Here is a 15,322-nt window from a genome sequence, read left to right on the forward strand (position 1 = left end):
TCAAGGGTTGAACTACGGCTAGCTAAAGGCTGCAGATAGTGCAGGGCTCCGTGTCGTCCTCTTCATCAAAGGTCGAACTGAGTATAGTGAACAAACTGTCCCCGGGTCTTGTCTTGGGAGCATTTGCAAGTGCCTTCTCATGCTTTTCCCAAATTTCCTGGAGACGGTCGGGGCGTGACAATTCCTCTAGACTCTCGCGCTGATTCCACGTGAAACGTTGACCAGTTATAGTGTCAAGCTTTTCATATTCCATCGCTTCCGCGAACGCATCTGGATGGCGCTCCAAGAGCCCCGCCCATTCCGCCTTTCTCTGGAAAAAACAGAAATAGCAGCCTGACCGGCTGCGCCATTCGTAGTACTTTGGGATGCCTACTCCGCTGTCTTCAAGGATGCGATAGATATCGTTGATTCGTAGATTGTCCTCGCGAAACGGGAATACGGCTTCAATGTTCGGCTTCGTGGAGATGTAGCCTTCGCGATCCTCGTCAGCCCTGATCCCCACATAGCTAATTACCGAATCTTGGCCAACAAAGTTCTCGAACGGCTCAATCTTGAGCTTGCGTGTGCACCAACGCATGCGTGACGAAGGAAGGTAGTTGCCGAAAATTTGTAACCAGTGATCGAAGTCTCTCTCTGGAAGCAACCTCGCAATCGGTTTCCCAAGATAGACCTCTAGCTTGTCGATGTACTCATAGGTCTCCTTGAGCTCCTTTCCCGTATCGCAGAAGAAGTACTCCATTTGTGGAACTTTGTCCCGCATATAGATCGCCAACGCCGATGAATCTTTGCCGCCGGAGATACCCAGAACGTGCCGTTTCTCAGTGTTTGCCATGGGCGACCTCCAAAGTCTTCGTTGCGTTTTGTCCTAGATATTGCTCCAAAGCTGCTTTTGAAACCGACGCAAGCGCTGCTAGAAAAACCTGAGGGGACACATTCGAGCGCAGGCGCTCGTCTTCCAATGCCTCAATAACGCGCTGGAAATCACCTAGAGAATCTTGTTCGACGGTTACGACTGCGCCGACCTCCATCGAGAGCCGGTCGGCTACACCTATTCGATACACAGCAGCAGAAGTCTGACCGGAGTCGACACGCTTATGTTCCTCGTAGAGAAGAGCTTCTAAGTGGCGAACGTTCCGCGATAGTTCAGCAATGCCAATCTCAAAACGAACTCGGTCGTCATCGGTCCACGATTTTGGTGCCTTCCCCACGATCGTTGTTGCTACCGCTTCAATCCACAAGTTGTCATCCATGTGTTCGTTTGAAAGATGATTCACCACTGCCTTGAATCGGGGATCCACGCAGTAAGCAAGTACTGCTTTAGATCGGTCCTGGAGACCGGACCTGTTGGGAGCATCAAATGCACGGCATAACAGTTGCGCGAGATCTTGCAGAAGTTCGTCGTACGCTCTCTGTAACTCAGTGATGGAATTTCTCAATGCCGAGAAAAACTTCGAGACGCGGCCACGATCGTTTACCGACGGATCGAACGGCTCCATACCGCACGCTTCAGGTAAAGCCACAAAAAGCAGCTTGTCCGGCTCCTTGGCTGTCATAAGGGCTAAGCGAACCCTAGCGGTCTGCTCCTCAATCCGATTAGTGTTCTTGCAGAACTCGGGGAGTCGATGAAGGAACAAGAAAAGAGGTCGGATCACGGACAGCAGGCTCTCGCCTTTGGTCGGTGTTGGCTTTCCGAAGAGATGGGCAAGTTCTATGTAGACATCACGCCTCAGCCCTTCGATGCGATAGTGTCGGATCTCAAAGGTGTCGGGAGCTTTGACCAGACGTTCAAAGGTGCTGGGAGTCAGGTCCGCAACAAATGCGCCATTCTCGTAGAAGGCTATCTCGCTATCAAAAGCAAGTGCAGCAGCACAGAAGAAAATGGGAATCACACCCATCTTGAGCCCAAAGGGAGGTGCTTGCAAGGTAGAAAATAACGATGCAACCGATGTCCTTTGATGCTCACAGTCTGCAAAAAACTGCGTGATCGCATTCCAAACGGCCGAGAGTGCTTTATCGTTCTGGCTCGGCGGTCCGAAGGCAAATAGCTCGCCCTCTGGGCGATGAATCCCGGTCGCCTTGAGGATGGAGCTGTATATGCTCATTTCTGGCGGGGTTCCCTCGATACCGAGGTTGGCTTCTGCATGCTTCGCGATCATCGCTGAGAACAAGTTCCCTCTGGCCGCCGCAGCGGCGGAAGAAAGGACACGCCGGTTTACCAATTCATTCAGCAGGATTGGGGTTGCGGGATAAACGTTGTTACAAATTGTGCTGATTTTGTGAGCAAGGGTACGGCTGGTTGGAACCGGTTGCCTAAAGCCTCGATGTAACCATGTAGTGTTCTTGGCTGTTTGCTCTTCGGGAGCAAATAGGCGCTGAACCTCTAGCGAGACACGGGCCTCTGCGATTGAGATTCGTGCTCTAAGCTCTCGTCGAGCAACGCCGTCTGCTTCTAGCTCGCGGGTGTGTAACTGAACGTAACGAAGGGCCTCGAGTTCTCTGACGGCCTCGGATAGCGCGCTGACTTCAGATGGAACCGCAACTAGAATTTCGGGGCGATCTTTAGCGAGGCCTTCCGAAGCCAGATCGATGAGGGTTGCTCGTTCATTGATACCCTGCGGCAAGCAGTACAGTAAGAGCCCATCGGCACCCGGATCCACAGTAAGGCTCTTTCCGTAGGTGGCCACGTCGGCAAAACGAATACCGAAATAGCGAAGTGTACCTGTCTTGAAGGAATGTTCTTTTGCAACGAGCGGTCTGGGCGCCCAAAGCTGGTTAAGCTTCTCCGCCAGAGACGCGTTCGACGCGACCAGTCGGGTAGCCTTGCGGACCTCTTCGTTCAGATCGAGATCACTGCCCTCCCAAAGGGCGAGCGTATTGTTATGGCGTCTCTCAACAATCAGTGAGCGATCAAGTAGGAGTCTCTTGATTCGCTTGAACTCAGGTGCTCCAAGGCCCAGAGCAAATCGAATAAGTTTCTCACTCGCACGGAAAGCGCCAACCTGTCCAATTGCGGCAAGAAGCCCTAATACTTTGATGAAGCTCCGCTCAGCTTTTCCTAAGTCAGCACCTCGATCGAGGGCATTTTGGACCTCGGCCCAGCGAGCAGCGGATTCACCGACTGCTAGGCCACTCCCAAACCCTTCGGTGAGAAAGTCATACAGATCGGCAAGCCCGAAGAACGACGGCGCTTGAGCAGGCCGTTGGAGAAAGCTGCTAAAACCGAATTTTTCCCGAGAGGTGAGAAACGAAAACAGGGATCGCTGATTTTGCCCAAACTTCTGGCATAAACGAACAAGCGCAAGGGCTGCCAGAGGATGAAGAGGTGCACACCTGGAAAGAACCGCCTCAAATCTACGTGGTGCCATTCCCCGCGGGGTCAGCTCGAGCTCAACCGCCTCGTGCGCCAAGGCTTTCGCTGCATTCACTAAGGGGCGTACAGCCGGGTGTGAGCGCACGACTATGGCGCGCGAAATCAATTCAAGTAGCTGTTCTGGCGTCTCTTGGAAGGCTACGTCTTCAAAACGACCTTGGACCTTGGCCCACTCATCTCGCGTTGAAGCTGCTAACTCAGCTGCATAACGTTCGAATGACTGATGCAGAACAGTTACGAGATACAACCCCTCAGCAGACGTGTGATTTGTCGCTTCGGCGAGTTGTTGCAGGAGATATATATCTCCTGCAGTGCTTGTCCGAGCAGCAAATTCTAAGAACTTACCAAGTTCGTCAATGATAAGCAGTAAGCCCATAGACCGCCCTGAGGAGACCAAGCTCTCAGAAAGTTTATGTATGGCTGCCATCACATCCGTGGTCGTAACCGATTTCCCGACAGTAAAACGCTCTTGAAGATTCTCAAGCTCGCGAAGAACGTCCGGCTTTCGGCCGCGACCAAAATATTCCCAAACGTCACGGATCACACAACGTAGGATCGCGCCCACTAACGGCTCGGATGCGCCGCTGACCACTACTGCGGTGAACCCTGCGGCGCCTAGGAGTCCTTTATTGCGCTTCTCGAAGAGTAGTTTGTGGGTAGATCCATGCTGCTCCAATAGCAATTCGCGGGCGGCGATGGAACCGCCAAAACCTTCGGGGCTGAACAGATTTGCTAGAAAGAGGGCAAACGATGATTTTCCCGCACCATAGGGGCCGGTCAGAGTCCAAGCGCGATGGCCGCCTTTCCCGGACAGAGCCCGCCCCAGGCGTTGAAGAAACAGGTCCGCCGTGGAAGTAATCACATACCCGTCTACGGCCGCATCCGTAAACCCGTCGCGCTCCAAATTGACGGACCGTGCGTAGCGAGGAGCGACCGAGACTAATTCATTTAGATTCATCAGATTCCAACTCCTATCGGGAGAGTCTCTTCGTAATGAGACCTTAGCCAATTCAGTGGATTGATCAATCCTTCTTTCCGATAGACCTGCTTGAGACCCGCTCCTTCCGCGTAACCAAGTAAGCCCTTTGTCACAAATTGCAGCTGCTCAAGGCGTTCCACAAGACTGTTCTCGTCCAGTTTGAAGATCACTCCCGGACTGTTTTGGGCATATGCAATTTCGCCGAAAGCGAGGCTAGTCAGCCCTGGAGCAGTGGCATTCCAAAATTGCAGCAGGCAGTAAGCAAAAACCTCGTTTGAAAGAGTGCTCTTCGGGCCCCGTCGGATTCGGTAGAGCTCTGTACCCGCCATCTCATCCATCAAACCAAGTTCCGTAAGGGGGCACGCGAGCGAATCTTCGATCGTCGCTGTCTTCGTTGCTCGGCTTCCGACATAAGTTCGTATGAAAACCTCAACGTCGCGGCGGAGCGTCCCATCGCTTGGGGGAGCGACATTTAGGCGATGGCATTCGTCGACGATGCTTTGTATCAACCCCTCCCGAGTGAACTCGTTCGACGGAAACCGGTTGAATGCCCATTGCCAAGTCGTGCTTCGTTCACGATTCGAAACCAAATTCCAATGGAGCTGCCATAAAGAACTAGGGTCTTCCAGATATGGATCAGCTCCCGCCTTCGCTTCATCTCCCAGAAGAAACAGCCCGTACTCTGATACACGTAAAGCGGTTCCGCGGCTTCTTGGTTCTTCTTCCAGAACACCGGTGGCAAGTCCCCAATGCCTGATGGATCTCACCATGTTTTTCCCAACACCCAGAGTCACGATGGCATCGTCGCGCGTGAATATCTTCGGATCCTTACGGACCGCATCGGCGCCTTTTTTAACCCACGGGTAGCGAAACACGAAGGTCTCGTGCCCCGAAAAGGAAAAGGAATGGCCGGCGAGTTCGAAGGAAGGCATCTACTGTATTCCCAGCGGCAACTGAAGCTGACCGCTTTCCAATTCATTGAGCAACTTCTCGATCGCAATGCGCACGATCACGGACTTGTCGATCTTCCGCCGCTCGGAAGCAGAAGCGAGTGCGGAGCTCAACTCGTCAGACAGGTAGAGGGTGTACGGCTTGCCATTCCGTTTGGCTGCTGTAAGCGTTCGCACCTGTGTCGCTCCCTGAGTACGCAATCAAAGCGCTCCGTAAAGACATGTAATTACATGCAAGTACAACTTTACTCTCCCCGGCGGACCAATGCAAAAAAAAGAGAAGAATGAAGCGTCCGAAAAATGCTTTGACGGGCCATTAGATCAAAGCGAACGGCCGCCATCTGTGGCAGCCGGAGCGTTCACGAGCCTTCCGCCACCATCTCAGGATGTCGCAAGTGCCAAAAGAAACTCGGTCACCTCAGCATAGTCGTCCGCTTTGCTGACCGGAACAAGCTGCACATTGAGGTCCTTTAGCCAACGCTCGCGCTCTACCTCAGTCGTATCTTCAGCGGCCATCAGGGCGTAATGCGTGGGCCCCGAACCGGGGGAGAATGAGTCGGCGATGTATCCAAGAAGGAGATTGACCTCAGGGTCCGTCATGGAAGCTCCTACAAAAATAATCGTAAACATCGTGAACATAGCCGAAAGCAGGCTTTGATATGCCCTCTGTCCGTACAGGATGTTTCGGTAATCTCCATCGGTCAGAATGATGCCGTTGCCGGAACGCGCCGCATCGCCATGAGCCTTCAGAATGAAGAATTCTCGTTTCGACAGACGGCGCTGAACTTCGCCCACGTCCCGAAATGTGCAGACCGGTACATCTGGATCCCTCGTGCGGAATGAGCGCTCGATGATTGTGTCGTAGTTGGTGGTCAACGCGAATTGAAGCTTGTCTAACGTAAGTAACGCATCATGCAGCGCTGTGGGTTTCGGCTTCGGTTCGATGAACGTATTGGTAATGAATTCATCGAAGTAAGGACCTAAATCTTCTTTGAGTCCAGAGGCGATCATGAGGTACTTACCGGAATTGGCAAGTAACTTTCGGTAATCCTCGGCTTTTTTGTCGTGAATCACACGATGTCTCTCTCCGGTTCTGATCATCTCTTCAAGGAGTGCACCCCAAAGAGGTAGGCCCGCCCCTTTTGAAGCTCCGGCTCCTACGAGGACAGCACATCTTTTCTTGGTATAAGCCTCTCTTAGGCCGTCCGGAATCACTGTTGGGTCAAAACTCACTTGGACCTCCCGTCAATGTCTGGGCAGTGTGCGCGCAAAGCTGCATTTCGTATCTTGAGATTCTCCTTCAGGCCGCCCTGTGAACGAAAGGCGTTGATGTACTGGTAGAGGTGGCGATCCAAGGCAGCGTTCGGGCGGCGACCTCGAATGAGGGCCTCTGGTTCACTATTGAACTGTCTACGCCTGCTTTCAAATGCCTCGTAGCACGCCGCCAGCTTCGTTGCGTCGACCGTCGCACCAGCGGCCTGTCTCTGCATGATCAACCACCCAAGATCCACGAAGATCCATTTTTGAGTAATTCTCGAATCCACAATCGTGTTGACTTCATGAAGCGTATTTAGCGCGTCCCCTACCCTGGCAGAGAGCTCTAGTGCTTCGTCCGCCCTCGTGTGGTCATATTCCCGCAGCATCGCCTTGAGATCCGGCGCTTTGATGTCCTTTGTGCCCTCGTAAGCGGCCATCGCAAAAGCGTGTGAGGCGTAATCCTGCCGTTTGTATCTCGCCTCTGGGATGCGCGAATCAATAAAGAATGCGTGAGACGTCGCAATCGCGGAGACGAGATGCCGAATTGGCGACAGAATAGCATTCCGCAACTCTGCTGGGTTCAGCGGCATACCCATCTGAAGCCGCGCAAACAAACCTGTTATGTCGTCGTTCGAACCTTGTTGTATCTCGGCCACGCTGACTTCGAAGTTATCGAATCGATCCCTTAAGTCTTTGTGCAGCTCAGAATACACAAGATTCTGCACGGGATGCCCATCGATTGGTGATAAGACCTCTTCATACTCAAGGCGCAGATCGTCGTTTCCGAATAACCAGATAGCGCGAAGGCGCTGCTGCCCATCGACTGCATCGAACTTATGTGCGCCGACTCCGGTGAGTCGGCGTAGATATACCTTCGGTATATCCATTCCTCGCAGAATGGAGTCGATCAGAAGTACCTGCCGAGGCGCCCTCCAGGTTGGACCCCGCTGCCAGATGGGGTTGAGGTTGATCGACTGCTGCTCCGTCTTGATCTTGCTGATAGGCCAGGATTGTTGTTTGATTTTCATTCGGGATTTAGACGTCGAACCAATTTACACTATGTCCGCATATCATCTCGGATGATCTTCGTCGTTCGCAACGTACCACGGCACTTGCTTCGCCTGAAAGAGGCCGGGGTATCTCGTGGTGAGGTGTGAGAGCACCAGGCGACCGATCCGAACGCTGTGCTCGACCTCTTTTTCCCACTCGGTATTCGAGAGCCCATCGCTATGAGTGGTAGGCCACCTCGCGGTACGGATTGCCAAGATCAGACTTGATGCGATGACGAGCGCAGGGCCGAGTTTTTGCTGATCTATTTCGGGGCGGTAGCCGCCTACGTGAGTCCCGTTCTTAGTGGAAGTCATGAGATATCACCTGAAGAGGGCCTGCCGCACTCTCGTTAGAGAGCTCTTGAAATGAACTCGCCATTACGTGGATCACTGGCCCTTGCTTTTGCAGCGGCCCTTCGACGGCGATGAATCTCGCCTTCGAAATCTCCCGCCGATGCCTTTCGAAAAACTCGGGTGCCACGAAGACGTTGAACACTCCGGTTTCGTCGGCTACGGAGAGAAAGACGACTCCGGATGCCGTGCCAGGGCGCTGTTTCACGATCGCAAGGCCCGCTACCTTCACATAGGTACCGTCAGGACGGTGCACGAGATCAGTCGCACGCAGATACCCCTTCCGTTGGAGTTCTTGTCGCCGGAACGACATTGGATGGGGCCCGGTCGTAACACTGCTTACGGCATAGTCTGTGACGAGTCTTTCCTCAGGCGTCATTGCTCGGAGCGGTGAGTCCGATGTCTCTTCTCGTAGCCACTGACTTTGCTGCATCAGCAGCGGCCCTTCCGGCTTACCGGCACGCTCAACTTGCCAGAGCGCGTCCCGGCGATGCGTCACACCGTTCAGGCTATTCAACGCGCCGACGCTCGCAAGAAGCGACAACTCCTTTCGATTGAGCTGCGGCACGCGCAACACGAGGTCATCGACGGAACTGAAGTTACTGTGAGCGCGGGATGCGACGACGAGTTCAGCGCAGTTTTTGCGCAGTCCTCGCACATAGCCGAGGCCCAGTCGCAGCGATAACGTGTGATCTGCTTCATGCTCAATCGAGCAGGACCAGCCGGAGACCTGAACATCGATAGGTTTGACCCGCAACCCATGTCGCCTTGCATCTTCGATGATGACCGACGGGCTGTAGAAGCCCATTGGTTGGTTATTGAGCATCGCGCAAGTGAACGCAGCAAGATACTTCACCTTCACGTAAGCGGACGCATAGGCGATGAGCGCAAAGCTAGCCGCATGACTCTCCGGGAAACCGTACAGAGCGAACGAACTGATGTTCTGAATGATCGTTTCCTGCGTTGCATCATCCAGTCCGTTCGTTGTCATACCGGCACGAAGACGCCCTTCCAGATTCTTCATCCGCTCCCAGGAGCGTCGCATGCCGACGGCGCGACGAAGCTCTTCCGCCTCCGAGCCTGTGAAGTTGGCAACCACCATCGCCATGCGCAGCAACTGCTCTTGGAAGAGCGGAACGCCGAGTGTTCGCTTGAGAGCCTGCTCCAATGACGGATGGGGGTAGGTGACCTCTTCCTGCTTCTGCCGGCGACGCATGTAGGGGTGCATCATCTTGCCAACAATCGGTCCCGGCCGAATGATCGCCACTTGGACGACCAGGTCGTAGAACTTCTCCGGCCGATTTCGGGGCAAGGATGCCATCTGCGCCCTGCTTTCGACCTGGAACATCCCGATGGTGTCCGCACGCTGGAGGGTCCGATAGACTTCATCGTCCTCAGGGAGTTGGGCCAAGTCGATGGGCTCACCATAGTGCTGTGGAATCAGCGTCAGGCAGTCTTTGAGTACCGCCATCATGCCCAGGCCGAGGAGATCGACCTTGATGATGCCGAGATTCGCGCAGTCTTCCTTGTCCCACTGGACAACGGTACGGCCCACCATCGATGACCGCTCCAGAGGAACGACCTTATTCAGTTGCCCTTGGCAGATCACCATGCCGCCGGAGTGTTGCCCAAGGTGACGCGGGAGATCTTGCACGCGCATGCAGAGTTCGAGGTATTTCGCGATGCGTGGATGCCGCACGTCGAAGCCTGCGTTCTGAAAAGAACGGGCCATCGTATCGTTCGGTCCTTGCCATTCGTAATTCGCAACGAGCCCAGAGAGGCGTTGCAGTGATTCGGGATCGAATCCGAGCGCCTTGCCTACCTCACGTGCTGCCGACTTGCCTCGGTAAGTGATGACGTTTGCCGTCATCGCCGCTCCCAGTTCGCCGTACCGCTGGTACACGTACTGGATTGCTTGCTCGCGCTTCTCTTCGGAAGGAAGGTCCAAATCGATGTCGGGCCACTCACCACGGCTCTCCGAAAGGAATCGTTCGAACAGAAGTTCCATGCCAACCGGATCGATCGCGGTGATCTCCAGCGCATAGCAGACCGCAGAGTTCGCCGCGCTTCCGCGACCTTGGATAAGGATGCCGTGCTTCTTACAGAATTCAACGATGTCCCACACGATGAGGAAGTAGCCAGCGAAGCCGAGCTTGGCAATGAGTTTGAGTTCGTGGGCTACTTGGCTCTTGGCTCGTTCGAGGAGTCCGGCATCGCGCTTCTGTCCATAGCGCCGTGCCACGCCTTCTGCGACGCGCTTCTCCAGAAAGCTGTCCATCGTTTCGCCATCGGGTACGGGATACCGTGGGAATTCGTACCCCAGATCGGACAGTTGGAATTGCAGCCGGGATGAGAGTTCGAGCGTGTTCTCGATTGCTCCCGGCACGTCCCGAAAGAGCGCCGCCATCTGGCTGGCGGGACGGAGATGCCGCTGATTGTTCAAGGCAAGCAGACGTCCAGCATCATCAAGGCGGGTATGGTTTCGTACAGCAGTGAACAGGTCGGCGATCTCCCGGTCATACTTCGTGGCGTAGCGCACTCCGTTCGTCGCCAACAGCGGCAACCGTAGCGATTGAGCGATACGGATCGCAGCCTGATTCCGCCACTCTTCCGCGCGTTCGCGGTGACGTTGCAGTTCGACATAGACGTTCTTTGGCCCGAAGATCCCGACGAGTCGTTCGACGACTTCGCGGCCTGCCGATTCGCCGCCGCGCATGAGTGCCGCTGCCAACGGTCCCTCATCGCCTCCGGTGAGGCAAATGACCCCACGGCTGTAATCCTCGATCTCTGCCAGCCTGGCCGATCCCTCTTGCTTTGTCGCCTCCCGCATTTTGAACCGCGTGATGAGTTGGCAGAGGTTCTGGTATCCCTCTCGTGTTTCACAGAGCAGTGAAAGACGAGCAGGCTCGGCGAGATGTTGATGAGGCATCCACATCGGCGGCGCAAGTCGATGGCCTAAGCCTGTAAGGGAAACCTCGGCTCCAACATGCGCCATGATCTTGTTTTCGGTGGCGATCTTGTGAAACCGCGCGGAGCCATAGAAACCGTTCCGATCCGTGAGGGCCATGGCGGGCATCTCGAGCGCGAACGCTCGTTCCGCGAGAGCTTCGGGTTGAGACCCACCTTCCAAGAATGAGAAGGCGCTTGCCGCATGGAGTTCAACATAGCGATCAGTCATAAAGACCTGCAACGTGCCAATCGTTTTGAATGAAGTCGCGCGCCAACCGGCATGCCAGGAACGCCCTGTCTTTCGCGCGAGCCACGACATCCCACTGCTCGTTGCCCCAGATGGCTTCGTTCCACCAATCACCACCGCTCAGCCAGGGTCCATACACCTGTTCAACGGCATACTGTCGCGAGCGGAAATAGATCGCACACGGACGCCCAGAGCGCATTGCCACGGTCGTTCTCTCAGCCGGGCGCAACACACGCAGGCAGAGCCGCGAAGCCGTGTTGGCTGAGACAGGCTCCGAGGATGGAATCGCGAACCGTTCGACATGGAAGTCGCTAGCCCGGCGCGTGTCGTCGAGCACTGCTTGGCCGACGTTGCCATCCCCGACGATGGCCGCGATGCGGGCCAACGTGACATCGAGCCGGCCTGGCTCCGGCAACTGTGGCGAGAAGAGACCCAACTGGACCTTGCTGGTGGCACCCGGTTCGGCATGGAGATGGACCGCGAGGATTGAAGCAGACGGAGGATAGCCTTGGAGATCAAGATGAAGCAGCTTCAACCAGAGCTGCTTGTCGTTCGTCGGAACCCGCGGATTGACTGTCCGCTCGTGCGAGCCGCCACCATCCAGGTGCAAAGTAATCGTGACCGAGGCGAGAGCGTACACGCGAGACTTAGCGCGCAGAATCAACTGCTCCAGCATCGTTGCAAGACCGAAGAGCAACGACTCCAGATCATCGAGCGGGAAATCGAGCTCGATCTGTTCCGCCAGTACAAAAGGCACATCCATCGGCTGCAGGAGGTGAGGCCGCTCGCCGCGTGCCAGTTGGAGCAGACGTTTGCCATCCTGCCCTAGACGCGAGATCAACGACTTCTCAGGTAGCGCTGAGAGTGCTCCGACCGACCGGATGCCCCACACGCGAAAGGTCTCTTCTTGAGCTTCCGTCATGTCGAGCACGGCAATCGGCAATGTAGCCAGAGCCTTGGCCTCCTCGCCTCGACGTACGACCTGCAGCGGAGTTCCGCCCGTCATTCCTCTGGCCAGGCAGATCGACGTGTGCAGGTTGGCGCTGATCGTCACAAAGGCCGTGATCCCGACTGCACGTACGCGCTGCCTAAGTTGCTTCGCCAGCATGAGCGGGGGGCCAAACAAGCTCTCCGTGCCGGACGCATCCAGCACACAGACAAAGACGCCATCAATACTGCGATCTTCGATTCGTGGCGAGAAATGCCCCGCACACTCCAGGAGAATCTTGCGCACCGCGTCTTCGGTTCGCAAGGAGCGTTCGAGGACGGCAACGCTTTCGAAGGTGTCGACCTCAACCTTGGTCATGCCACGACGCAGTCCCTGCAAACGCGCTCGCGTGTTCAGAGCACACACTGTCTGCGCGGGCGCTTCGCCTTGAAGGACGACAGCAGGTTTATCCTGCACCTCTGGACGCAAGCGCAGGAGTGACTGCGCAGGAAACTCCCGGGCGTAGATGCAGGCATAAAGCTCGGGCAGTTTCTTCATCGCGGCCCCACCCAGCTTGCCCGCTGACTCCACTCCGTCTCACGCACACCTTGGGGTGGCTTCCGCATCGGCACCACCTTGCTGGGCGCTTCCGTGAATCGCTGGCGCAAGACTTTGACCCGGGCCTTGAGGCCCGTGAACACCGTCCGTTCCTCGCGTGCATCCTCCATGGGGTGCAGCCGCAGCTGGAGTTCGGAACTGCTCTTCGCGCAGGGATACTGCGAAAGCAGAACGATGCTCGATTGGGTCTGTTCGGCAGCAACACGGTAGCGGTGCCAGGTCGATAGCTCGATGCGGGCGGCAAACTCCGGGGAGATGCCGCCAAGGTCGAGCACGATGGCGCTGAACCCGCCGGCTTGGATCAGGAGGTCCGTGCTGCGCAGGGCTTGCTCAATGGCATCGTAGGCCCGGGCGCGAGGAGGCACCCGCGTTGCCGTCGTCGCGGGTTGAAGACTCGATTCGAAGTGGGTTGAGGTCGGTCGGGCTCTTGAGATGGGCTCCGCACAACGGGCGGCAACCGTTTCGTCGTTGAGGAAGCGATTGACTGCGGCAGAGAGTCCCTTTGCCTCCGAACGGGGATGCGTCCCATGACCACCGCCGTGGAGGCCCTTCGTGATCGTCTTCGGCGCAAAACATGCAGCGGGCAGAGTGAACTTCTTGGTTTCCAGTTGAGCAACGGTTTCCTTGACCCCACAACGCACCCAAAGCAGTCGCTTCAGATCGACGCCTACGGACGCGGCAGCGGTTGGATTGAACGTATCCGATGCGTCGATCCAGGCGCAGACCCTGCCGGACGACGTGATGCCTGAGAGAAAGGAGAGTGCGACCGTGGTTCGGCCGGAACACTCCTCGCCCACAAGTTCGGTAAGGGCACCAATCGGAAAGCCACCGCCAAGGAGATCGTCCAGCGGGCCGATACCCGCGGGACTCACGGGACGAAGGATCTTCGGGGCCGGGGTGAGTGCAGAAGGGATCCGCGCGGAAAGCGCAGCTTCGATCTGGACACGGACTGTGTGAGCGGAAGCCATTATGTTCGCCTTATCTTCGCCCAAGGTGACCGGTCTCAGTCAACTGGCTTCTGCACCTTCATCGGGCATTACAGGGCTATGTCTTTGAAATGAAAGACAAAAAGAAATACTCGGATGTGTGATGTTATGGCAAAGTCCCACGGAGCGGGTTATCGTACGAAGGTTCGTTCCACGCGCCGCGGTTGAGCGAATACCTCTGTGAGGCCGCTCGTAAGGAACACCAGTCTTTTTGCTCTGGGCAGACTCAACCAACCCTGACGAACAACTTGAACCGCCAGCGACGCCAGTCCAGACATGCTTGGGGGGCTTTCGGTCCTTCTCACGAAGGTTTCTGGAGGGAGGAACTCCGCTCCTCGCCGGTCTCCAGCCGCTCATGCGGCTTCCGCCCTCCTCCTCAGCGGGGCTCGTTCCTGCCCGGCCACGCCGGCCCTGGAAGTGCGCTCACGTTCCGCACCGGTTTCGCTACAAACACGTCTTTTGACGGGAGTCGCGTTTCTCGGGATTAGCGCGAGGTCGGTTCCAACCTTTGCTCGATGAGCGAATTGGCCTGTTCTCGTCAGTCGAGCTCTTGATTAATCAAAACACGCCGACTTCTCGTTATCAATTGATTTAGCTGTAAAGACGCTCAAACTTGCGAAGGTATGGCTTCCACTTGTCGATTTCTGAAAGCAGATGAACAGCCTCAGTCCTCTCTGCGAGCTTTACCCGATACCGCCCCGTCAAAATTGTATTCAATAGCGCTTGAGCGGATTTCCTAGCGTTGGTTGCGATGGGACGTTTGCTCAGCAGCGAATGATGAGCCGCCATATATACGACCCCTTCATCACCCAGGTAGTTCAGTAAACGAGCGTTTGAGTCTATTGCGATTCGGCGACTGACCTCGCACGCCAAGATGGCATGCCTCGGCAAAACAGACACGAACTCCCCGAGGACGACCGCCGGGAGGGCCGGAAGCTTCTTTTTGCGAGGACCCGACCAATTTTCAACACAAGACTTCAGCCGCGCGCCAGCAGCATATCTGTTGAGCTCAGCATTCGCTCTACCAGAACGGTGCACGATGCAATTTCGAAGCTTCGCGAAGTATTCGTAGAGAGGCTCAACCTCTTGAATGGAGCTGGTATTCCAGCCAAGTTGTTTGTACAACGCCTTTGGCGAAATGCCTTCTGCGTCATCCTCTGACTGTGGCTGCTGCGAAACGGGCTTTCCTTGAAGTGCAGCCCAACGGCTGTGCTCAGCTTGAACGCCAACGCAAAAATCTTCAAGGATCGTCACCATACGGGCGACTCCCATCGCAGCGACGAAGCCTTTTGCCGATGGCACTTCCTTTCCAGGGCTATTCCATTGATTCTTTCCAAACGGTTCGCCGTCTGACGGAAGAGGGACTGGGCCTGACGCTGTGCGTTGTTGTTTGCGCACGTAAGCCAAACCGGCTACCGAAATGCGCACATTACGATTGAATTCCTCGCTAAAGCGATGGAATTGGTAATACGGCTCAGTGTTAGCAAGCGTGACGTCCATGAATACCTACCAATGATGGGTAATGATAATCGCCGTTCTCGGAAGTGAAATGACTTATATTGGTGCCAAATCGCCAATGCACTTAAGTACGACAACGGATTGCTTCCGCCATGCCGACATATCGTTACTAATCTTGCT

General features: G+C 55.6%; 10 protein-coding genes. All 10 read right to left on the reverse strand.

Annotation, left to right across the window (positions count from 1 at the left end; translation table 11 throughout):
- Positions 1 to 22: 22 nt before the first annotated feature.
- Positions 23 to 832, reverse strand: coding sequence for a phosphoadenosine phosphosulfate reductase family protein (locus OHL13_RS04060; protein ID WP_263408828.1), 810 nt, complete (start codon positions 830 to 832; stop codon positions 23 to 25).
- A complete protein-coding gene (locus OHL13_RS04065) occupies positions 819 to 4,328 on the reverse strand; it encodes a hypothetical protein (protein ID WP_263408829.1) in 3,510 nt (1,169 codons plus the stop codon). The genes OHL13_RS04060 and OHL13_RS04065 overlap by 14 nt, the downstream gene beginning before the upstream one ends.
- Positions 4,328 to 5,281 carry a DUF4007 family protein gene (locus OHL13_RS04070; RefSeq protein ID WP_263408830.1) on the reverse strand — a complete coding sequence of 318 codons (954 nt, stop codon included), beginning with the start codon at positions 5,279 to 5,281 and terminating at the stop codon, positions 4,328 to 4,330. Before OHL13_RS04070 ends, OHL13_RS04065 begins: the two co-directional genes overlap by 1 nt.
- The gene (locus tag OHL13_RS04075) at positions 5,282 to 5,476 is read right to left on the reverse strand and encodes a ribbon-helix-helix domain-containing protein (RefSeq protein ID WP_263408831.1); all 195 of its coding nucleotides are present in this window, start codon (positions 5,474 to 5,476) and stop codon (positions 5,282 to 5,284) included.
- 204 nt (positions 5,477 to 5,680) lie between these two features.
- A complete protein-coding gene (locus OHL13_RS04080; RefSeq protein WP_263408832.1) occupies positions 5,681 to 6,373 on the reverse strand; it encodes an SIR2 family NAD-dependent protein deacylase in 693 nt (230 codons plus the stop codon).
- A gap of 155 nt (positions 6,374 to 6,528) precedes the next feature.
- A complete protein-coding gene (locus tag OHL13_RS04085; RefSeq protein WP_263408833.1) occupies positions 6,529 to 7,584 on the reverse strand; it encodes a DUF262 domain-containing protein in 1,056 nt (351 codons plus the stop codon).
- 322 nt (positions 7,585 to 7,906) lie between these two features.
- A complete protein-coding gene (locus OHL13_RS04090) occupies positions 7,907 to 11,134 on the reverse strand; it encodes a DNA polymerase III subunit alpha (protein ID WP_263408834.1) in 3,228 nt (1,075 codons plus the stop codon).
- Positions 11,127 to 12,638, reverse strand: coding sequence for a DNA polymerase Y family protein (locus OHL13_RS04095; RefSeq protein ID WP_263408835.1), 1,512 nt, complete (start codon positions 12,636 to 12,638; stop codon positions 11,127 to 11,129). The genes OHL13_RS04090 and OHL13_RS04095 overlap by 8 nt, the downstream gene beginning before the upstream one ends.
- Positions 12,635 to 13,666, reverse strand: coding sequence for a DNA recombination/repair protein RecA (locus tag OHL13_RS04100; RefSeq protein WP_263408836.1), 1,032 nt, complete (start codon positions 13,664 to 13,666; stop codon positions 12,635 to 12,637). The genes OHL13_RS04095 and OHL13_RS04100 overlap by 4 nt, the downstream gene beginning before the upstream one ends.
- 609 nt (positions 13,667 to 14,275) lie before the next feature.
- Positions 14,276 to 15,184: a hypothetical protein gene (locus tag OHL13_RS04105; protein ID WP_263408837.1), complete on the reverse strand. Its 909-nt coding sequence runs from the start codon at positions 15,182 to 15,184 to the stop codon at positions 14,276 to 14,278.
- Positions 15,185 to 15,322 lie beyond the last annotated feature (138 nt).

The organism is Terriglobus tenax (assembly GCF_025685395.1).
Lineage (GTDB): Bacteria > Acidobacteriota > Terriglobia > Terriglobales > Acidobacteriaceae > Terriglobus > Terriglobus tenax.

Bases quoted from the DNA above. Each gene is read 5' to 3' on its own strand.
- OHL13_RS04070 (WP_263408830.1), bottom strand. From the start codon at position 5,281: ATGCCTTCCTTCGAACTCGCCGGCCATTCCTTTTCCTTTTCGGGGCAC.
- OHL13_RS04095 (WP_263408835.1), bottom strand. From the start codon at position 12,638: ATGAAGAAACTGCCCGAGCTTTATGCCTGCATCTACGCCCGGGAGTTT.
- OHL13_RS04065 (WP_263408829.1), bottom strand. From the start codon at position 4,328: ATGAATCTAAATGAATTAGTCTCGGTCGCTCCTCGCTACGCACGGTCC.
- OHL13_RS04105 (WP_263408837.1), bottom strand. From the start codon at position 15,184: ATGGACGTCACGCTTGCTAACACTGAGCCGTATTACCAATTCCATCGC.
- OHL13_RS04090 (WP_263408834.1), bottom strand. From the start codon at position 11,134: ATGACTGATCGCTATGTTGAACTCCATGCGGCAAGCGCCTTCTCATTC.
- OHL13_RS04085 (WP_263408833.1), bottom strand. From the start codon at position 7,584: ATGAAAATCAAACAACAATCCTGGCCTATCAGCAAGATCAAGACGGAG.
- OHL13_RS04100 (WP_263408836.1), bottom strand. From the start codon at position 13,666: ATGGCTTCCGCTCACACAGTCCGTGTCCAGATCGAAGCTGCGCTTTCC.
- OHL13_RS04060 (WP_263408828.1), bottom strand. From the start codon at position 832: ATGGCAAACACTGAGAAACGGCACGTTCTGGGTATCTCCGGCGGCAAA.